The sequence below is a fragment of the Streptomyces pactum genome, assembly GCF_002005225.1.
GTDB lineage: Bacteria > Actinomycetota > Actinomycetes > Streptomycetales > Streptomycetaceae > Streptomyces > Streptomyces pactum_A.
The window spans coordinates 2,501,731-2,517,142 of the sequence record NZ_CP019724.1; the positions used below are offsets into that span (position 1 = coordinate 2,501,731).

Sequence of the window (15,412 nt, forward strand, 5' to 3'; positions counted from 1 at the left end):
CGCGGGTACCGGCGCGGCGCCGGGGCCGGTGGGCGGAGAGCGGCCGCCCGGGCCGCCGCCCCGCCGGCTCACCGTCGGCGCCTACCCGCGGTACGTGGCGGGCAAGCTGGCCGGAGCGGCCGTCTCCCTGCTCGCCGTCCTGGTCACCAGCTTCTTCCTGTTCAGGATGATCCCCGGCGATCCGGTGAAGTTCATGACGGGGCGCCGTCCGGTCTCGGCCGAGCAGATCGCCGTCTACCGGCGGGAGTTCGGGCTCGACCTGCCGCTGTGGCAGCAGTTCACGGAATACTGCGGCAAGGCGCTCACCGGGGACCTCGGCACGTCGTACCAGTTCCGCGCGCCGGTCGTCGACAAGATCGGCGAGGCGCTGCCGAACACCCTGTTGCTCACCGGCACGGCGTTCGTGCTCTACACCGCGCTGGGCGTCTTCCTCGGCACCCGCTCGGCGTGGCGGCACGGCCGGCTCGGCGACCGTCTCCACACCGGCCTGGCGCTGACGCTCTACTCCATCCCGTCCTTCTGGCTGGGGCTGCTGCTCATCATCGTCCTGTCGGTCGGCGTGGACCCGATTCCCGGCCTGTTCCCGACCGGGGGCATGGAGTCGGGCAGCGAGGAGGGCTTCGCCCGGACCGTGGACATCGCCCACCACCTCGTACTCCCGGTGGTGACCCTGGTCGCCGTGGAGTACGGGCAGACACTCCTGGTCACCCGGTCGGCGCTGCTGGACGAGATGGGCGGCGACTACCTGACGACGGCACGGGCCAAGGGCCTCAGGGACGATCTCGTACGCCGTCGGCACGCCGTGCCCAACGCGCTGCTGCCGACCGTCACGCTGGTCTTCGTCAACCTGGGGCGGACCGTGGCGGGAGTCATCCTCGTCGAGACGGTCTTCTCCTGGCCGGGGCTCGGCGGGCTGTTCTACCAGGCGCTCAGCGTGCCCGATCTTCCGTTGGTGCAGGGGCTGTTCTTCGTCTTCGCCGCCGCGGTGATCCTCATGAACACGCTGGCCGACCTGCTGTATCCACTGTTCGATCCGAGGGTGGGCCGATGACCGCCGAGACACCCGGAAGCGCCAAGAGCCCCAAGACACCCGGGAGTCCCGAGAGCCCCGAGACGACCGGGAGTCCCGGGAGTCCCGAGAGCCCCGAGACGACCGGGAGTCCCGAGAGCCCCGACGCACCCGGGAGCCCCCAGAGTGGCGAGAGCTCCGAGTCCCCGGCGAAATCCGCGGCGCCCGGCCCGCGCGCTCTCGCCCGGCGGCGGCGCCGGGCCTCGGTCGCGCGCTTCTGGAAGGAGTACCGCAGGCACCGCGCGGGGGTGTTCGGGCTGGCGGCGTTGGCGCTGTTCGTGCTCGTCGCGCTGACCGCGCCGCTCACCGTCGGATCGGACGTGGAGCGTGTGACCAACGCGCCCGGACAGCCGCTGGAGAGCCCGAGCGGCCGGTTCCCGCTGGGCACCGACCAGTTCGGGCGGGACCTGCTGGGCCTGCTGATCTGGGGCTCGCGCGTCTCGCTGCTAGTCGGGCTGCTCGCGGCCGCGCTGTCGGTGACGATCGGGGCGCTCATCGGGATCACGGCCGGGCACTTCCGCGGCTGGTACGCCACGGTGATGATGCGGATCACGGACTGGTTCCTGGTGATGCCGACGCTGGTGCTCGCCATCGTGCTGGCGACGGTCCTGTCCCGTTCCCTCGGCACGATCGTGCTGGCGATCGGCGTGACCACCTGGCCCACCACGGCCCGGCTGGTGCGGGCGCAGACGCTGGCGGTGGAGTCACGGCCGTACATCGAACGCGCGAAGGCGCTCGGGGGCGGGCACTGGCACATCATGTCCCGGCACGTGCTGCCCAACGTCATGCCGCTGGTCCTCGCCCAGACGACCCTGATCATCTCCTCCGCGATCCTGGCCGAGGCGACCCTGGCCTTCCTGGGGCTCGGGGACCCGGGAGTCGTGTCCTGGGGAGGGCTGTTGCAGGACGCGCGGGAGGCGGGGTCCGTGAGTTCCGGCGACTGGTGGTACCTGGTGCCGCCGGGCGTCGGGATCGCGCTGGTGGCGCTGGCGTTCACCTTGTGCGGGCGTGCCGTGGAGGCCGTACTGAATCCGAGGCTGGGGGTGTCGCGTTGAGTCTGCTCGAGGTCCGCGACCTGCACGTGACGTATCCCGGCGGTGCGGCCGCCCTGCGCGGGGTCGACCTGAGCCTCGTCGCGGGGGAGAAGCTCGGCATCGCGGGCGAGTCCGGCTGCGGCAAGTCCACCCTGGCGCTGGCGTTGCTGAGGCTGCTGCCGCCCGGCGCGCGGACCGGCGGGCAGATCCTGCTGGAGGGCGAGGACGTGCTGACCATGAAGTGGGGCCGGGTGCGTGCGGTCCGCTGGGCGGGGGCGTCGATCGTCTTCCAGGGCGCGATGCACTCCCTGAACGCCGTGCACCGCATCGGTGACCAGATCGCCGAGCCGATCCTGCTGCACCGCGGGGCCTCGCCGGCCGGCGCCCGGAAGAGGACGGGTGAGCTGTTGGAGCAGGTGGGCCTGCCGGCGGCGCGGGCGAGGGCCTACCCGCACGAGCTGTCCGGCGGCCAGCGGCAGCGGGTCATGATCGCGATGGCGCTGGCCTGCGACCCGCGTCTGATCGTCGCCGACGAGCCCACCACGGCACTCGACGTGATGATCCAGGCGCAGATCCTGCGGCTGATCGAGGGCTTGGTGGGTGAGCAGGACGTCGGCCTGATCATGATCAGCCACGACCTCGCCGTGCTGGCCGACACCTGCGACCGGCTCGCGGTGATGTACGCGGGCCGGGTGGTCGAGGAGGGCCCGGCACGGCAGGTCTACGAGGACGCCCGGCACCCGTACGGCCGGGCGCTGTCGGGGGCGTTCCCCAGGATCGGGGACCCGGCCTCGCGGTTCGCGCCGCGCGGGCTGCCGGGTGACCCGCCGGACCCGGCGGCGGTGCCGTCGGGGTGCGCGTTCCATCCGAGGTGCCCGGTCGCGCTGGACGTCTGCGCCACGCAGGACCAGGCGTTGCGGGCGGCGGGCGCGGACCGGTGGGCGGCGTGCGTGCACGTGGGGTCCGACGGCACCGGCACACCGCCCGCCGACGACACGACGTCCGGCGGCACGGCGTCCGGCGGCACTCCGCCGGCGCGGGACGAGGGAGTGAGGAGCAGCACCCCATGACGAGCACTCCGACGACGAGGAATCCGCCGACGAGCACCGCGTCTTCGCTGTTGAGCGTTGAGGGGTTGCGGGTCGCCTTCCCCGGCCGGCGCGGAGCGCCCGCCGCCCGGGCCGTGGACGGGGTCGATCTCGACATCGGGCGGGGCGAGATCGTCGCGCTGGTCGGCGAGTCGGGCTGCGGGAAGACGACCCTCGCCCGCTGTCTGCTCGGCCTGGTCCCGCCCACCGCGGGCCGCGTCACCTTCGACGGCGCACCGCTCCCCCGCTCCGCCCGCGCGCTGAAGGCGTACCGCAGGCGGGCCCAACTGGTCCTCCAGGACCCGAGCGGCTCACTGAACCCGCGGCACACGGTGTACGACGTCGTCGCCGAGGGTCTGCGCATCCACGGTCACGCGGGGGACGAGCGAACGGCGGTCGCCGAGGCGCTGTCCCGTGCCGGGCTGCGTCCGCCGGAGCGCTTCTTCCTGCGTTACCCGCACGAGCTGTCCGGCGGCCAGCGCCAGCGGGTGGTGATCGCGGGCGCACTGGTCCTGGAACCGGAACTCCTCGTCGCCGACGAACCGGTGGCCTCCCTCGACGCGTCGGTGCGCGGCGAGATCCTCGCGCTGCTGCTGCGGCTGCGCACCGAGCTCGGCCTGTCCGCGCTGGTGGTGACCCACGACCTGGGTCTGGCCTGGAACATCGCCGACCGGGTCGCGGTGATGTACCTCGGCCGGATCGTCGAGACGGGCGCGGTGGAGCAGGTGCTGACGGCCCCCCGGCATCCGTACACCCAGGCCCTGCTGTCCGTCCTGCCGGAGGCACCCGGCGCTCCGGTCGTGCTGTCGGGCGAACCCCCGGATCCGTCGCACGTCACCGCCGGCTGCCGCTTCCACGTCCGCTGCCAGATCCTGGCCGGTGGCGAGGCAGAACGAGCCGGGGTCGCCGACGCGTGCCGGCACCGGGAGCTGGAGATCCTGCGCGGCGGCGACGCGGCCCAGGTCGCCTGCCACTGGGCCCGGGCGGAGCAGCCGGCGGCCGGGACGGGGGACGCCGCGGTCGGGCGCCGGCCGAACTGACCCGGGCGGGCACGGCGGGCACGGCGGGCACAGGCGGACGAGGAGGCTACTGCCGCGCCCGGCCGGCGGGCCGCACGGTACGGCGTCGCCGTGACGCCACTGCCGCACGGCGGCCGAACCGACCCACCCGGCCACGAACCACCAGACCGCACGTGCCTCTCCCCGGCCCGCTACGCGATGCGGTGGCCTACGGCGTCGGTCTGGCCGTCAGGACCGCCGGGCGTCGTCCGCCGCGACGATGTCGCGGCACCTGTCGACGTCGTCGGCCATCTGCACGAGAAGCGCGTCCAGCGTCTCGAACTTCGCCTGGCCCCGCACGAAGGCGAGGAAGTCCACGGCGACGTGCAGGCCGTACAGTTCGAGGCCGACGCGGTCGATGGCGTACGCCTCCACCGTGCGCTCGGTGCCCTCGAACTGCGGGTTGGTGCCGACGGAGATCGCGGCCGGCATCGCCTCGCCCTGGGCGTGCAGCCACCCGGCGTAGACGCCGTCGGCCGGGATGGCGGTGTGCGGGAGGGTCTCGACGTTGGCCGTGGGAAAGCCCATCTCCCGGCCGCGCTGGGCGCCCCGGACGACGACGCCCTCGACGCGGTGCGGTCGGCCCAGGATCTCCGCGGCGCCCGCGACGTCGCCCTCGGCGACCAGGCGGCGGGTCAGCGTCGAGGAGAACGGCTCGCCGCCGCCCGCGTCACCGGTCACGTACAGGTCGACGACCTCGACCTCGAAGTCGTAGACCTTGCCCTGCTCGGAGAGGAACTCGACGTTGCCCGCGGCCTTGTGGCCGAAGCGGAAGTTGGGGCCCTCGACGACCGCCTTGGCACGCAGCCGGTCCACCAGGACCTTGACCACGAAGTCGGCCGCGGACAGGTTCGAGAACTCCTTGGTGAACGGGAGGACCAGCACCGCGTCCACGCCCAGGTCCGCCATCAGTTCGGCGCGGCGGTGGTGCGGGGCGAGCAGCGGCGGGTGGCTGCCGGGGCGGACGACCTCGCTGGGGTGCGGGTCGAAGGTGACGACGACGACGGGTACGCCCAGCTCGCGGGCGCGGTCCACGGCGTGCTTGATGATGAGCTGGTGCCCGCGGTGGACACCGTCGTAGGAGCCGATGGTGACGACGCTGCGTCCCCAGTCCTCGGGGATGTCCTCCAAGCCACGCCAGCGCTGCACTGTGTCTGCTCCTCGGTGGTTTCCGTGGGTGCCTCTTACGCAGGTCTAAGGGTGCCATGCCGTCCGGCTCCCGCCCGCATCGGCATCGGAGCTGTGACCGGGTGCACGCCGCGGGCGCCGGACCGGCTCACGCGGGGACCCGTGCGCCCGCGAGGTTCTCGATGGTGCGGCGGGCGCTGGGGCCCACCAGAGCGGCCCAGTCCTGGGGTGCGTCGGCCAGCCAGCCGGTGACGCGGGCGGCGAAACCCGGGAGGTGGCGGGCCAGGTCGACCAGGCCGCGGTCGAAGCGGGTGGCGCCGTCCGGGGTGCGGACGAGGAGGAGCCCGGTGCGGTGCACGAGGGCGCGCGGGTCGTCGCCGCACTGGGCGGCCGCGTGCAGCAGGGCGTCCAGGACGGCGGGGTCCCGCTCGTGGTCCAGGAGGTGTTCGCGCAGCTCGCGGCGGAGCGGGCCGCGGCCGGGGGCGCCGGCGGCGGCCAGGACGCCGGCGAGCGCGGCCCGCACCGGTTCGGGACCGTCGTCCAGCAGGCCGGTGACCAGGGGGTGCAGTACGGGGCGGGCGGCGGGATCCCGGTCGAGGCGCCGGTCGACGTACGCGGCCACGTGCCCGGCGGTTTCCGGGCGCTCCGCCACGGCCTCCCCGACGAGTACGGCCACCCGGCGGGCCAGCGCGGGCGTGGTGGCGTCGGCGAGCCTGCGCAGCGCCTCCCCCGCGTCCGGGCCGCGCAGCCGGGCCCGGAAGGCGTCGAGGACGGGCTCCGGATGGGTCGGCAGGGCGGCGGCCACCGCGCTCGGCGGGAGGTACGGATCGCCCGCCGCGAAGTGGCCCAGCGCCCGCGTGAGGTGACGGTCGCGGCTGCCCGGGTCCTGGACGAGCAGGGCGAGCGCGCCGCCGCGCAGGGCGCTGTCGGCGGGGTCGGCGAGCAGGACCAGGGCGGCGTGGCGGAGCAGGGTGCGGTCGGCGGCGGTGCGTGCGTGGGGGGCGGTGCGCAGGCCGTGGGCAACCGCCGCCGTCCGCCGCGCGGGCCGCTCGTCGCGCGCCCACCGCTCGACGGCCCGGCAGAGGGCGGACGGCTCCTCCTCGGCCAGGACGGTGAGCAGCTCTTCGGCCCTTCGGTGCGTGCTGTCGACGAGTACCTCGGTGAGACCGTCCAGGCCGCGGTGGCGGTGCGTATGCAGCAGTGCCTGTGCGGCCGTCGCGACGGTCGCGTGCGGGGCGGCGGGCAGGGGCCGTTCGTCGTCGAACCAGCGGACGAGAAGCGGCTGTACCGCCGCGGGGTCGGCGGCGAGCAGTCCGGCGACGGTGTCGAGGTGGCGGGGGCCGGGCCGGTGCGGGGGGCCGTCGGCGAGGACGAGGCGGCGCAGTAGGTCCAGGCGCGTGGCCTCCGGCAGTCGCAGGGCCGTCCAGAAGGCGGGCCCGAACTCCCCCGGTGCGGCCTGTCCTTCGACCCGCCGCTGCGCGATGCCGTCGGCCAGCAGCCGCAGCACGTTTGTGTACGGAGTGGCGTCCGGCACGCGCGTCAGCACCTCGGCGAGCAGCCGGGCGGCCCACCAGGAGCGCGGGTCGGCGTCGAGTGCGTTCACCACCTCCTCGAGGGTCAGTGCGAGTTGGGGTACGCCGTACTGGCGGGCGAGGAGCAGCAGGGCCTCGGCGACGGGGCCGATGCGGTGGCGCGGCACGGGGACGGAGTGCGTGTCGTGCGGCATGCCGCGGCGGTGGACGAGCACGCGCAGGGCCTCGTCCAGGTCGAGGTGCGTGCCCTGGATCCAGTCGGCGAGTTCCTCGTGCGCGAAGCGGTAGCCGCGGCCGGCGGGCACGAGGAGGCCCTCGCCGAGTACGGCCGTCGCCCAGCCGGTGCCGCCGCCGAGCCGGGCGGGTGCCGGTCCCCACGGGAACACCGCCTCGAACGACTCCCGGTCCAGCTCGCCCTGGCCCGGGCCGAGACTGCGCCGGGCCGCCTCGTGGACCTGTCCGGAGACCTTGGCCGCGAGACGGCGTACGGCGGTGCCGTGCAGGCCGTTCTCCCCGGCCAGGCGGATCGCGACGCGCAGGCACATCAGGTCCAGGTAGGCGGCGAAGACCGCGTCCCGGTCGACGCGGACGGGGGGCGGGGCGCCGGGAATGGCCTGGTGGACCTCGAAGAGCAGGCGGAGGGTGAGGGGGTGGCGGCCGTCCGGGTCCGCGAGGGCGCCTTCCGGTACGCGGTAGCGTGCGCGCGCCTGCCGGGCCTCGTCGTCCGGCAGGTCGCCCAGGCGGACGCAGGGCGGGAGACCCACGCCGAGGGATGCGGACCCGGGCCCGGCGGATTCCGGCCGCCCTTCAGGGGCTACCGCCCCGGACGGCGGGAGTCCGCCGTCCGCCCCCGCCCGCCTCGGCCGTCCGCCGGCCACCCCGGACGACAGCTCCGGCGCACGGTCGACGAGAGACGGCCGCACCCCTCCACCGGCCGCCTCGGTCGACGGCCTGCGCCCGGTATCCGCGGGACCCGGCCCCGGTCCCCCACCGACCACCCCGGACGACCCCTCCGACCCTGCGCCCGCCGACCCGGGCCCAGGCCCTCCACCGACCACCCCGGACGGCGGTTCCTCCGCGACGTCCGGCCACGGGCACGAGCCCTCGAACGCCGACCCGGGCCACGGCTCCCCGGCGGCAACCGCCCGGGGCGACGGCACGCCCACGACCTGCCCGGACCGCCGCTCGCCCACGGCCGCCGGGCCGGACGGCGACGCCGCCGCGAACGAGCCGGACCACGACGCCTCCGCGGCGGAGCCGCACCGCGGCACCCGGGCAACCGGCCCGGGCGAACGCTCCTCCGCCACCGTCCCGTACAACAGCTCCCCGGGGAACTCCGCCCCCGCCCGTTCCCAGTACTCCGCCCGGCAGGCCACCACGAGCCGCGCCCCCGTCTCCCGCAGCCATGTCACCGTGCCCTCGGTCCACTCGGGGAGGCGGTGGGCGAGGACGGGCGGCATCTCCTCGGGGCCGTCGAGCAGCAGCAGGAGGGGGCGCCCGGCGGTGCGGGCGAGGTGGGCGAGGCGGTCCGGGGTGATGTCGCCGAGGCCGGCGGGGCGGGAGCGGTCCGAGGCGGCGACGATGCGGGCGGCCCGGGCCAGCGTCCTGCGCGCCGCGTCCGCCAACGACATGTCGTCGTCCCGCAGATCGGCGCCGCGCAACCACAGCGTGGGCGCCGGTTCCGTCCCCAGCGCGCGGCGGGAGGCGAGGGCCGCCAGCTCCGTCGTACGGCCGCTGCCGGGCGCGCCGACCAGCCCGAGCACACTGGCGCGGCTCACGGCGAAGGCGGCGAACTCTCGTGCCGTGGCCGCCCGTTCGACCGGCTCCACGGGGCCTGGAACGGAGCCGGGGCCCGCTCCTTCACCCATCGGCCCCGTACCGTCGTCCGCCCTCGCGCTCAGCCCCGCGCCCGTGCGCCGCTCCCCCACCGCCGCTCCCGACGGGCCGTCCTGCCCCACCGAGACCGCCGTGAGGGCGAGTACGCCGGCCAGGTTGAGGTCGGCGCCGTACGCCGGGACCGTCGCCGCGTTCTCGGCGAGCAGGTCGGCGAGCGGGCCGGGCGCGGGCAGCAGGGGCACGGCGAAGCCGACGTCGCTGTGTCCGGAGCTCAGGGCGGTGCCGAGGACGCCGACGACCGTGCCGGTGGCGACGTCGAGCACCGGTCCGCCGGCCGCGCCACCCCCCAGCCGCAGCGCGTCCCGCCCCGATGTGCCGAGCGCGAGCTCCAGGGCGTCGCCGAGGACGTGGAAGCGGTCGGTGGCCGTGTAGGTGACGTCGGTGGCGCCGAGGACCCGGGCCTCGCGCCAGCCACCGGCGGCGATCCGGACGTACGTCCCGGCCTCGACCCTGCCCCGCACCGTGACGGGCAGCGGCTCGACACCGAGGCCCTCGGTGCGCACGAGGGCCAGGCCGAGCGCGGGCAGCGGGGTCACGTCCGCGGCCGCCACGACACGGCGGCGGTCCCCGGCGCCGCTCAGCACCAGCCGGGACAGGCCGTCGACCGCCTCGTGGCTGGTGATCACCGTGCCGTGGTGGTCGGCGGCGAAACCGGTGCCCCGGGGACGGCCCGCGAGGTCGTGGACGCGGATCAGCGCGTCGTCGGGCGCGCAGCGCGCCGGACCGGCTTCCCGGACGGCCGGGGGCCCACCGCGCGCGTCCCGGAAGCCGCCCAGGGGCCGCTGTTCCGCCCTGCCGCCCGCCGCCTCCCGGGACCGGTTCCGCGACGCCATCGTCGAACCTCCCCGCCGTACACCCGTGCTGTGTGTTCGACGGTAGGCGCGTGATGATCAGTGGGACAGATCCCGTGGTGAACGCGCCCCCTTCCACTCCCCCGGTTCACTCCGAGCGCCTGTCCGGACGGGTGAACAGGAAGGGAGGGTTGGATACACCCTAGGTGGTGGGGGAACCGAGGGGGACCGTGGAGCGGCGACGATGGAAGTCCCCGTGATCGCCGCTCCACGGGCGGAGCCCGACGGCGGGCCGGCTCAGCCGAACACGGCCAGGCTCTTCGCCTTGCCCCGGTGCTCCTCCACGAGCGCCAGGAAGCGGCCCTCGGGGTCGAAGACGGCGACGGTACCGGCGCCCGCGTACGTGTCGGGCATCTCCAGCCGCACGCCGTTGATGAGCAGCCGCGCCCGTTTGACGTCCACGTTCCAGCGCGGGAAGGCGGCGGTGGCCGCTTCCGCGATCGGCATGACGGTGAGTTCCTGCTGGTGCTGGTCCAGCGTCTTCGCCGCGTCCAGCTTGTACGGGCCGACGCGGGTGCGGCGCAGGGCGGTGAGGTGGCCGCCGACGCCCAGGTCGGCGCCCAGGTCGCGGGCGAGGGCGCGGATGTAGGTGCCGGAGGAGCAGACCACCGAGACCACCAGGTCCAGCACCGGGGTGCCGTCCTCGGCGACGGCGTCCCGGACGTCGTACACCGCGAAGGAGGAGACGGTGACGGGGCGGGCGGGGATCTCGAACTCCTCGCCCTCGCGCGCCCGCTTGTAGGAGCGCACACCGTTGATCTTGATGGCGCTGACCTTGGACGGCACCTGCATGATGTCGCCGGTCAGCTTGGCGACGGCGGCGTCGACGGCGTCCCGGGTGACCTTCGAGGCGTCCAGCGACCTCGTGATCTCGCCCTCGGCGTCGTCGGTGAGCGTCGTCTGCCCGAGCCTGATCGTGCCCAGGTACTCCTTCTCGGTCAGGGCCAGGTGCCCGAGGAGCTTGGTCGCCCGCTCCACGCCGAGGACCAGGACGCCCGTCGCCATGGGGTCGAGCGTGCCGGCGTGCCCGACGCGGCGGGTGCGGGCGATGCCCCGCATCTTGGCGACGACGTCGTGCGAAGTGAAGCCCGACGGCTTGTCGACGATGACAAGGCCGTCGGGCGTGGAGGGCTTCTCGGTCATTTAGCGGTGTCGTCCGTCTCGTCGGCCTCGTCGGCCTCGACGGCCGCGGCCTCGTCCTCGGACTCGCCCGGCTTGCGGTACGGGTCCGCCTCACCGGCGTACGCGGCGCCCGCGGACACCTCGCGCACCTTCTCGTCGGACTGGCGCGCCTTGTCGAGCAGGTCCTCGATGTTCCGGGCGGTGTCCGGGAGGGCGTCCATGACGAAGGTCAGGGTCGGCGTGAACTTCACGCCCGCCGCCTTGCCGACCTCGGAGCGCAGGATGCCCCTGGCGCTCTCCAGGCCGGCGCTCGCGGCCGCGCGCTCCTCGTCGTCCCCGTACACCGTGTAGAAGACGGTCGCCTCCCGCAGGTCACCCGTGACCCGGGTGTCCGTGATGGTGACGTGCGAGCCGAGCCGCGGGTCCTTGATCCCGCGCTGCAGCTTCTGGGCCACCACCTCTCGGATGAGGTCCGCCAGCCTTTTCGCCCGCGCGTTGTCGGCCACTGGTCCGTCTCCCGTTCTCTTTCTTCGTCTGCGCTTCTCGTGCGCTTTCTGGTCAGTCGTCGTCGCCGTGGAAGCGCCGCCTGACGGACAGCAGCTCCACCTCGGGGCGCCCGGCCACCAGTCGTTCACACCGGTCGAGTACGTCGCTGAGGTGCCCCGCGTCGCCGGACACCACGGCCAGGCCGACGACCGCCCGCCGGTGGAGGTCCATGTGGTCCACCTCCGCCGCGCTCACCGCGTACTTCCGCTGGAGCTCGGCGACGATCGGGCGGACGACGGAGCGCTTCTCCTTCAGCGAATGTACGTCGCCGAGGAGGAGGTCGAAGGACAGCGTCCCCACATACATGTGTAACCGGTTCACCCGCCGGTCCGGGATCGATGGCCCCGCCATCCATGTGGCGGGCACATCAGAACCGTACAACGGACGGCCGGGGCCGATCGACGGATATTGTGCTCCGCCGACCGGCCCCGGACCGCACCGTCTCGGAAGTCGGGGCTGTTACACCCGCGGCTTCTCGCGCATCTCGTACGTCGCGATGACGTCGTCGACCTTGATGTCGTTGAAGTTTCCGAGGTTGATACCGCCCTCGAAGCCTTCGCGGATCTCGGTGACGTCGTCCTTGAAGCGACGCAGCCCCACGATGTTGAGGTTCTCCGCGATGACCTTGCCGTCGCGCAGGAGTCGCGCCTTGGTGTTGCGCTTGACCTCGCCGGAGCGGATGAGAACACCCGCGATGTTGCCCAGCTTGGACGAGCGGAAGATCTCGCGGATCTCCGCCGTACCGAGCTCGACCTCTTCGTACTCCGGCTTGAGCATGCCCTTGAGGGCCGCCTCGATCTCCTCGATCGCCTGGTAGATGACCGAGTAGTACCGGACGTCCACACCCTCGCGCTCGGCCATCTGCGCGGCACGCCCCGCGGCGCGCACGTTGAAGCCGATCACGATGGCGTCGGAGCCCATCGCCAGGTCGATGTCGGACTCCGTGACCGCACCGACGCCGCGGTGCAGGACGCGGATGTCGACCTCTTCGCCGACGTCCAACTGGAGCAGCGAGGACTCGAGGGCCTCGACGGAACCGGAAGCGTCACCCTTGATGATGAGGTTGAGCTGCTGGACCTCGCCGGCCTTGAGCACCTTGTCCAGGTCCTCCAGCGACACGCGGCGCGTGCGCTTGGCGAACGCGGCGTTCCGCTCGCGGGCGGCGCGCTTCTCCGCGATCTGGCGGGCCGTACGGTCCTCCTCGACCACGATGAAGTTGTCACCGGCACCCGGGACGTTGGTCAGGCCCAGGACCTGGACCGGCGTCGACGGACCGGCCTCGGCGACGTTGTTGCCGTTGTCGTCGAGCATGGCGCGGACGCGGCCGTAGGCGTCGCCCACCACCATCGTGTCGCCGACCCGCAGGGTGCCTCGCTGCACGAGGACCGTCGCCACGGCACCGCGGCCGCGGTCGAGACGGGACTCGATCGAGATGCCCTGCGCGTCCTGCGTGGGGTTGGCCCGCAGGTCGAGCGAGGCGTCGGCCGTGAGGACCACGGCCTCCAGCAGCGAGTCGATGTTCAGACCCTGCTTGGCGGAGATGTCGACGAACATCGTGTCGCCGCCGAACTCCTCGGCCACCAGCCCGTACTCGGTGAGCTGACCGCGCACCTTGGTCGGGTCGGCACCCTCGACGTCGATCTTGTTGACCGCGACGACGATCGGGACCTCGGCCGCCTTGGCGTGGTTGAGCGCCTCGACCGTCTGCGGCATGACGCCGTCGTTGGCCGCGACGACCAGGATCGCGATGTCGGTCGACCGCGCACCACGGGCACGCATGGCGGTGAACGCCTCGTGACCCGGGGTGTCGATGAAGGTGATCTTGCGCTCTTCTTCGTTGACCTCGGTCGCGACCTGGTAGGCACCGATGTGCTGCGTGATGCCGCCGGCCTCGCCCGCGATGACGTTCGTCTTGCGGATGGCGTCGAGCAGCCGGGTCTTACCGTGGTCGACGTGACCCATGACGGTCACGACCGGCGGACGGACGACCAGGTCCTCCTCGGAGCCCTCGTCCTCGCCGAACTCCAGGTCGAAGGACTCGAGCAGCTCGCGGTCCTCCTCCTCCGGGCTGACGATCTGAACCGTGTAGTTCATCTCGCCGGCGAGAAGGTGGAGCGTCTCGTCGGAGACGGACTGGGTCGCGGTGACCATCTCACCGAGGTTCATCATGACCGCGACGAGCGACGCCGGGTTGGCGTTGATCTTCTCCGCGAAGTCGGTGAGCGACGCACCGCGCGACAGGCGAATGGCTTCGCCGTTGCCGCGAGGCAGCATCACGCCGCCGACCGACGGGGCCTGCATGGCCTCGTACTCCTGACGCCTCTGCCGCTTCGACTTGCGACCGCGACGCGCGGGACCGCCGGGACGGCCGAAGGCGCCCTGCGTGCCACCACGGCCACCCGGACCACCGGGACGACCGCCGAAGCCGGGACGGCCACCGCCGCCACCGAAGCCGCCACCGCCACCGGGACGACCGGCGAAACCGCCGCCGCCACCGGGACGACCGCCGCCGCCACCGCCGCCGGGACGACCGGCGAAGCCGCCGCCGCCACCGGGACGACCGCCGCCGCCGGGACGACCGGCACCGGCCGGACCACGACCGCCACCGGGACCGCCACCAGGACGGGGACCGGCAGCCGGACGCTGCGGCATCATGCCGGGGTTGGGACGCGGACCGCCGCCGGGACGGGGACCGCCGCCCTGACCGCCCTGCGGACGCGGCATCGAGCCGGGGCTCGGACGGTTGCCGCCCGGAGCCTGGGGACGAGGACCGCCGCCCTGGCCGCCGGGAGCCTGCGGACGGGGACCGGCGCCGGGGGCACCGGGACCACCCGGGCGCGGGCCGCCCTGCGGGCGGGGCGCCTGCGGGCGCGCCATGCCGGCGTTGCCGCCGGAGGTGAAGGGGTTGTTACCCGGACGCGGGCCGCCGGGGCGGCCTCCGGGACGCTGCGCCGGGGCGCCGGGACGCTGGCCACCGGGACGGCCCTGGCCGCCCTGCTGACCGCGGTCCTGACCGCGGTCCTGACCCGGACCGGACGGACGGGCGCCACCGGGCTTGGGGGCACCGGGACGCGCGCCGCCGGGCTTCGGTCCGGCCGGAGCCGGAGTCGAGGCGGCGGGAGCGGCCGGGGCGGCCGGCGGAGCGGTGAACTCCGGGGCGGCCGGGGCCGGACGCGGCGCGGGCTTCGGGCCCGGCGTCGGACGCTGACCCTGGGACTGCGCCTGGGACGGCGCGGGAGCCGCCGGAGCCTCGGGCTGCTGGGCAGCCGCGGGCTTGGGCGCGGCCGGCGGCCGCGGGGCGGCCGGACGGTCCCCCGGTGCCTTCGCGGCGGGGGAGGGGCCTGCGGCCTGTGCCGGGGACGGCGCCGCGGGCCTGGGGGCGGCCTTCTTCGGGGCCGCGGGACGGCCGGCGGACCGGCCGTTGCCACTGCCCTGCTGGAATGCGTCTGTCAGCTTGCGTACTACGGGCGCTTCGATCGTCGAAGACGCCGAACGGACGAACTCACCGAGCTCCTGGAGCTTGGCCATGACGACCTTGCTCTCGACACCGAACTCCTTGGCGAGTTCGTAGACCCGGACCTTAGCCACTTCGCTCCTCTGAGGTCCGGGTTGCGTCCGGACCGTCGCTAGTTCATGGGCGTACTCATCGCGTACTCATCGAGTGCTCATCGCAATCTCGACCTGCTTTCACTTCGCGAGGTACCAGGCCGCACGGGGTTCCGCGCGGCTCGTCTTCGTTGGCACGTTGCCTACATGCTGCTGTCAGCAACCCTGTGCCTGCTCCACGTAGCGGCGCAACGCCTTTACGTCGAGCGGTCCCGGGACGCGGAGCGCCCGCGGGAACGCCTTGCGGCGCACTGCCTGGTCGACACAGACCGGTGCGGGGTGCACGTAAGCACCCCGGCCGGGCAGCGTACCGCGTGGATCGGGGGTGCACTTACCCTCGACCGCCACGGTGCGCAGCAGCTCGCTCTTGACCGCTCGCTCCCGGCAGCCCACGCAGGTGCGCTCAGGGCAGGCTCGGGTACGTGTCCGGCCAGACACTTCTAAGTCTACCTCCCCGGACCGACCTCACCCCTTCGGGGCAA

General features: G+C 74.0%; 11 protein-coding genes. 4 read left to right on the forward strand and 7 right to left on the reverse strand.

Going from position 1 to position 15,412, the window contains the following annotated elements:
- The first annotated feature begins 28 nt into the window (after positions 1 to 28).
- The 4 genes from B1H29_RS10120 to B1H29_RS10135 are packed head-to-tail and all read left to right on the forward strand — an operon-like array spanning position 29 to position 4,231.
- Positions 29 to 1,051, forward strand: a complete 1,023-nt coding sequence (locus tag B1H29_RS10120) for an ABC transporter permease (protein WP_055421663.1) — start codon at positions 29 to 31, stop codon at positions 1,049 to 1,051.
- The gene (locus B1H29_RS10125; RefSeq protein ID WP_079160135.1) at positions 1,048 to 2,124 is read left to right on the forward strand and encodes an ABC transporter permease; all 1,077 of its coding nucleotides are present in this window, start codon (positions 1,048 to 1,050) and stop codon (positions 2,122 to 2,124) included. The genes B1H29_RS10120 and B1H29_RS10125 overlap by 4 nt, the downstream gene beginning before the upstream one ends.
- Entirely contained in the window at positions 2,121 to 3,173 is a 1,053-nt protein-coding gene (locus tag B1H29_RS10130) for an ABC transporter ATP-binding protein (protein WP_055421664.1), read from the forward strand. Before B1H29_RS10125 ends, B1H29_RS10130 begins: the two co-directional genes overlap by 4 nt.
- On the forward strand, positions 3,170 to 4,231 hold the full coding sequence (locus tag B1H29_RS10135) for an ABC transporter ATP-binding protein (RefSeq protein ID WP_055421665.1): 1,062 nt from the start codon (positions 3,170 to 3,172) through the stop codon (positions 4,229 to 4,231). The genes B1H29_RS10130 and B1H29_RS10135 overlap by 4 nt, the downstream gene beginning before the upstream one ends.
- Positions 4,232 to 4,438: 207 nt before the next feature.
- Here B1H29_RS10135 and B1H29_RS10140 read toward each other — a convergent pair whose 3' ends face one another.
- The 7 genes from B1H29_RS10140 to B1H29_RS10170 all read right to left on the reverse strand — a co-directional run bounded on the left by B1H29_RS10140 (position 4,439) and on the right by B1H29_RS10170 (position 15,368).
- Positions 4,439 to 5,398 carry a bifunctional riboflavin kinase/FAD synthetase gene (locus B1H29_RS10140; protein WP_055421666.1) on the reverse strand — a complete coding sequence of 320 codons (960 nt, stop codon included), beginning with the start codon at positions 5,396 to 5,398 and terminating at the stop codon, positions 4,439 to 4,441.
- Positions 5,399 to 5,525: 127 nt separating this feature from the next.
- Positions 5,526 to 9,638: a trypsin-like peptidase domain-containing protein gene (locus tag B1H29_RS10145; protein ID WP_079160136.1), complete on the reverse strand. Its 4,113-nt coding sequence runs from the start codon at positions 9,636 to 9,638 to the stop codon at positions 5,526 to 5,528.
- A 255-nt stretch (positions 9,639 to 9,893) separates the two neighbouring features.
- The gene (truB, locus tag B1H29_RS10150; RefSeq protein ID WP_055421667.1) at positions 9,894 to 10,799 is read right to left on the reverse strand and encodes a tRNA pseudouridine(55) synthase TruB; all 906 of its coding nucleotides are present in this window, start codon (positions 10,797 to 10,799) and stop codon (positions 9,894 to 9,896) included.
- Entirely contained in the window at positions 10,796 to 11,284 is a 489-nt protein-coding gene (rbfA, locus tag B1H29_RS10155) for a 30S ribosome-binding factor RbfA (RefSeq protein WP_055421668.1), read from the reverse strand. Before rbfA ends, truB begins: the two co-directional genes overlap by 4 nt.
- Positions 11,285 to 11,336: 52 nt before the next feature.
- Entirely contained in the window at positions 11,337 to 11,630 is a 294-nt protein-coding gene (locus B1H29_RS10160) for a DUF503 domain-containing protein (RefSeq protein WP_055421669.1), read from the reverse strand.
- A 153-nt stretch (positions 11,631 to 11,783) separates the two neighbouring features.
- Positions 11,784 to 14,912: a translation initiation factor IF-2 gene (infB, locus tag B1H29_RS10165; RefSeq protein ID WP_079160137.1), complete on the reverse strand. Its 3,129-nt coding sequence runs from the start codon at positions 14,910 to 14,912 to the stop codon at positions 11,784 to 11,786.
- Between the two features lie 174 nt (positions 14,913 to 15,086).
- Positions 15,087 to 15,368 carry a YlxR family protein gene (locus B1H29_RS10170; protein WP_079160138.1) on the reverse strand — a complete coding sequence of 94 codons (282 nt, stop codon included), beginning with the start codon at positions 15,366 to 15,368 and terminating at the stop codon, positions 15,087 to 15,089.
- Positions 15,369 to 15,412: the final 44 nt, after the last annotated feature.

Bases quoted from the DNA above. Each gene is read 5' to 3' on its own strand.
- B1H29_RS10145 (WP_079160136.1), bottom strand. From the start codon at position 9,638: ATGGCGTCGCGGAACCGGTCCCGGGAGGCGGCGGGCGGCAGGGCGGAA.
- B1H29_RS10135 (WP_055421665.1), top strand. From the start codon at position 3,170: ATGACGAGCACTCCGACGACGAGGAATCCGCCGACGAGCACCGCGTCT.
- truB (WP_055421667.1), bottom strand. From the start codon at position 10,799: ATGACCGAGAAGCCCTCCACGCCCGACGGCCTTGTCATCGTCGACAAG.
- B1H29_RS10125 (WP_079160135.1), top strand. From the start codon at position 1,048: ATGACCGCCGAGACACCCGGAAGCGCCAAGAGCCCCAAGACACCCGGG.
- B1H29_RS10160 (WP_055421669.1), bottom strand. From the start codon at position 11,630: ATGTATGTGGGGACGCTGTCCTTCGACCTCCTCCTCGGCGACGTACAT.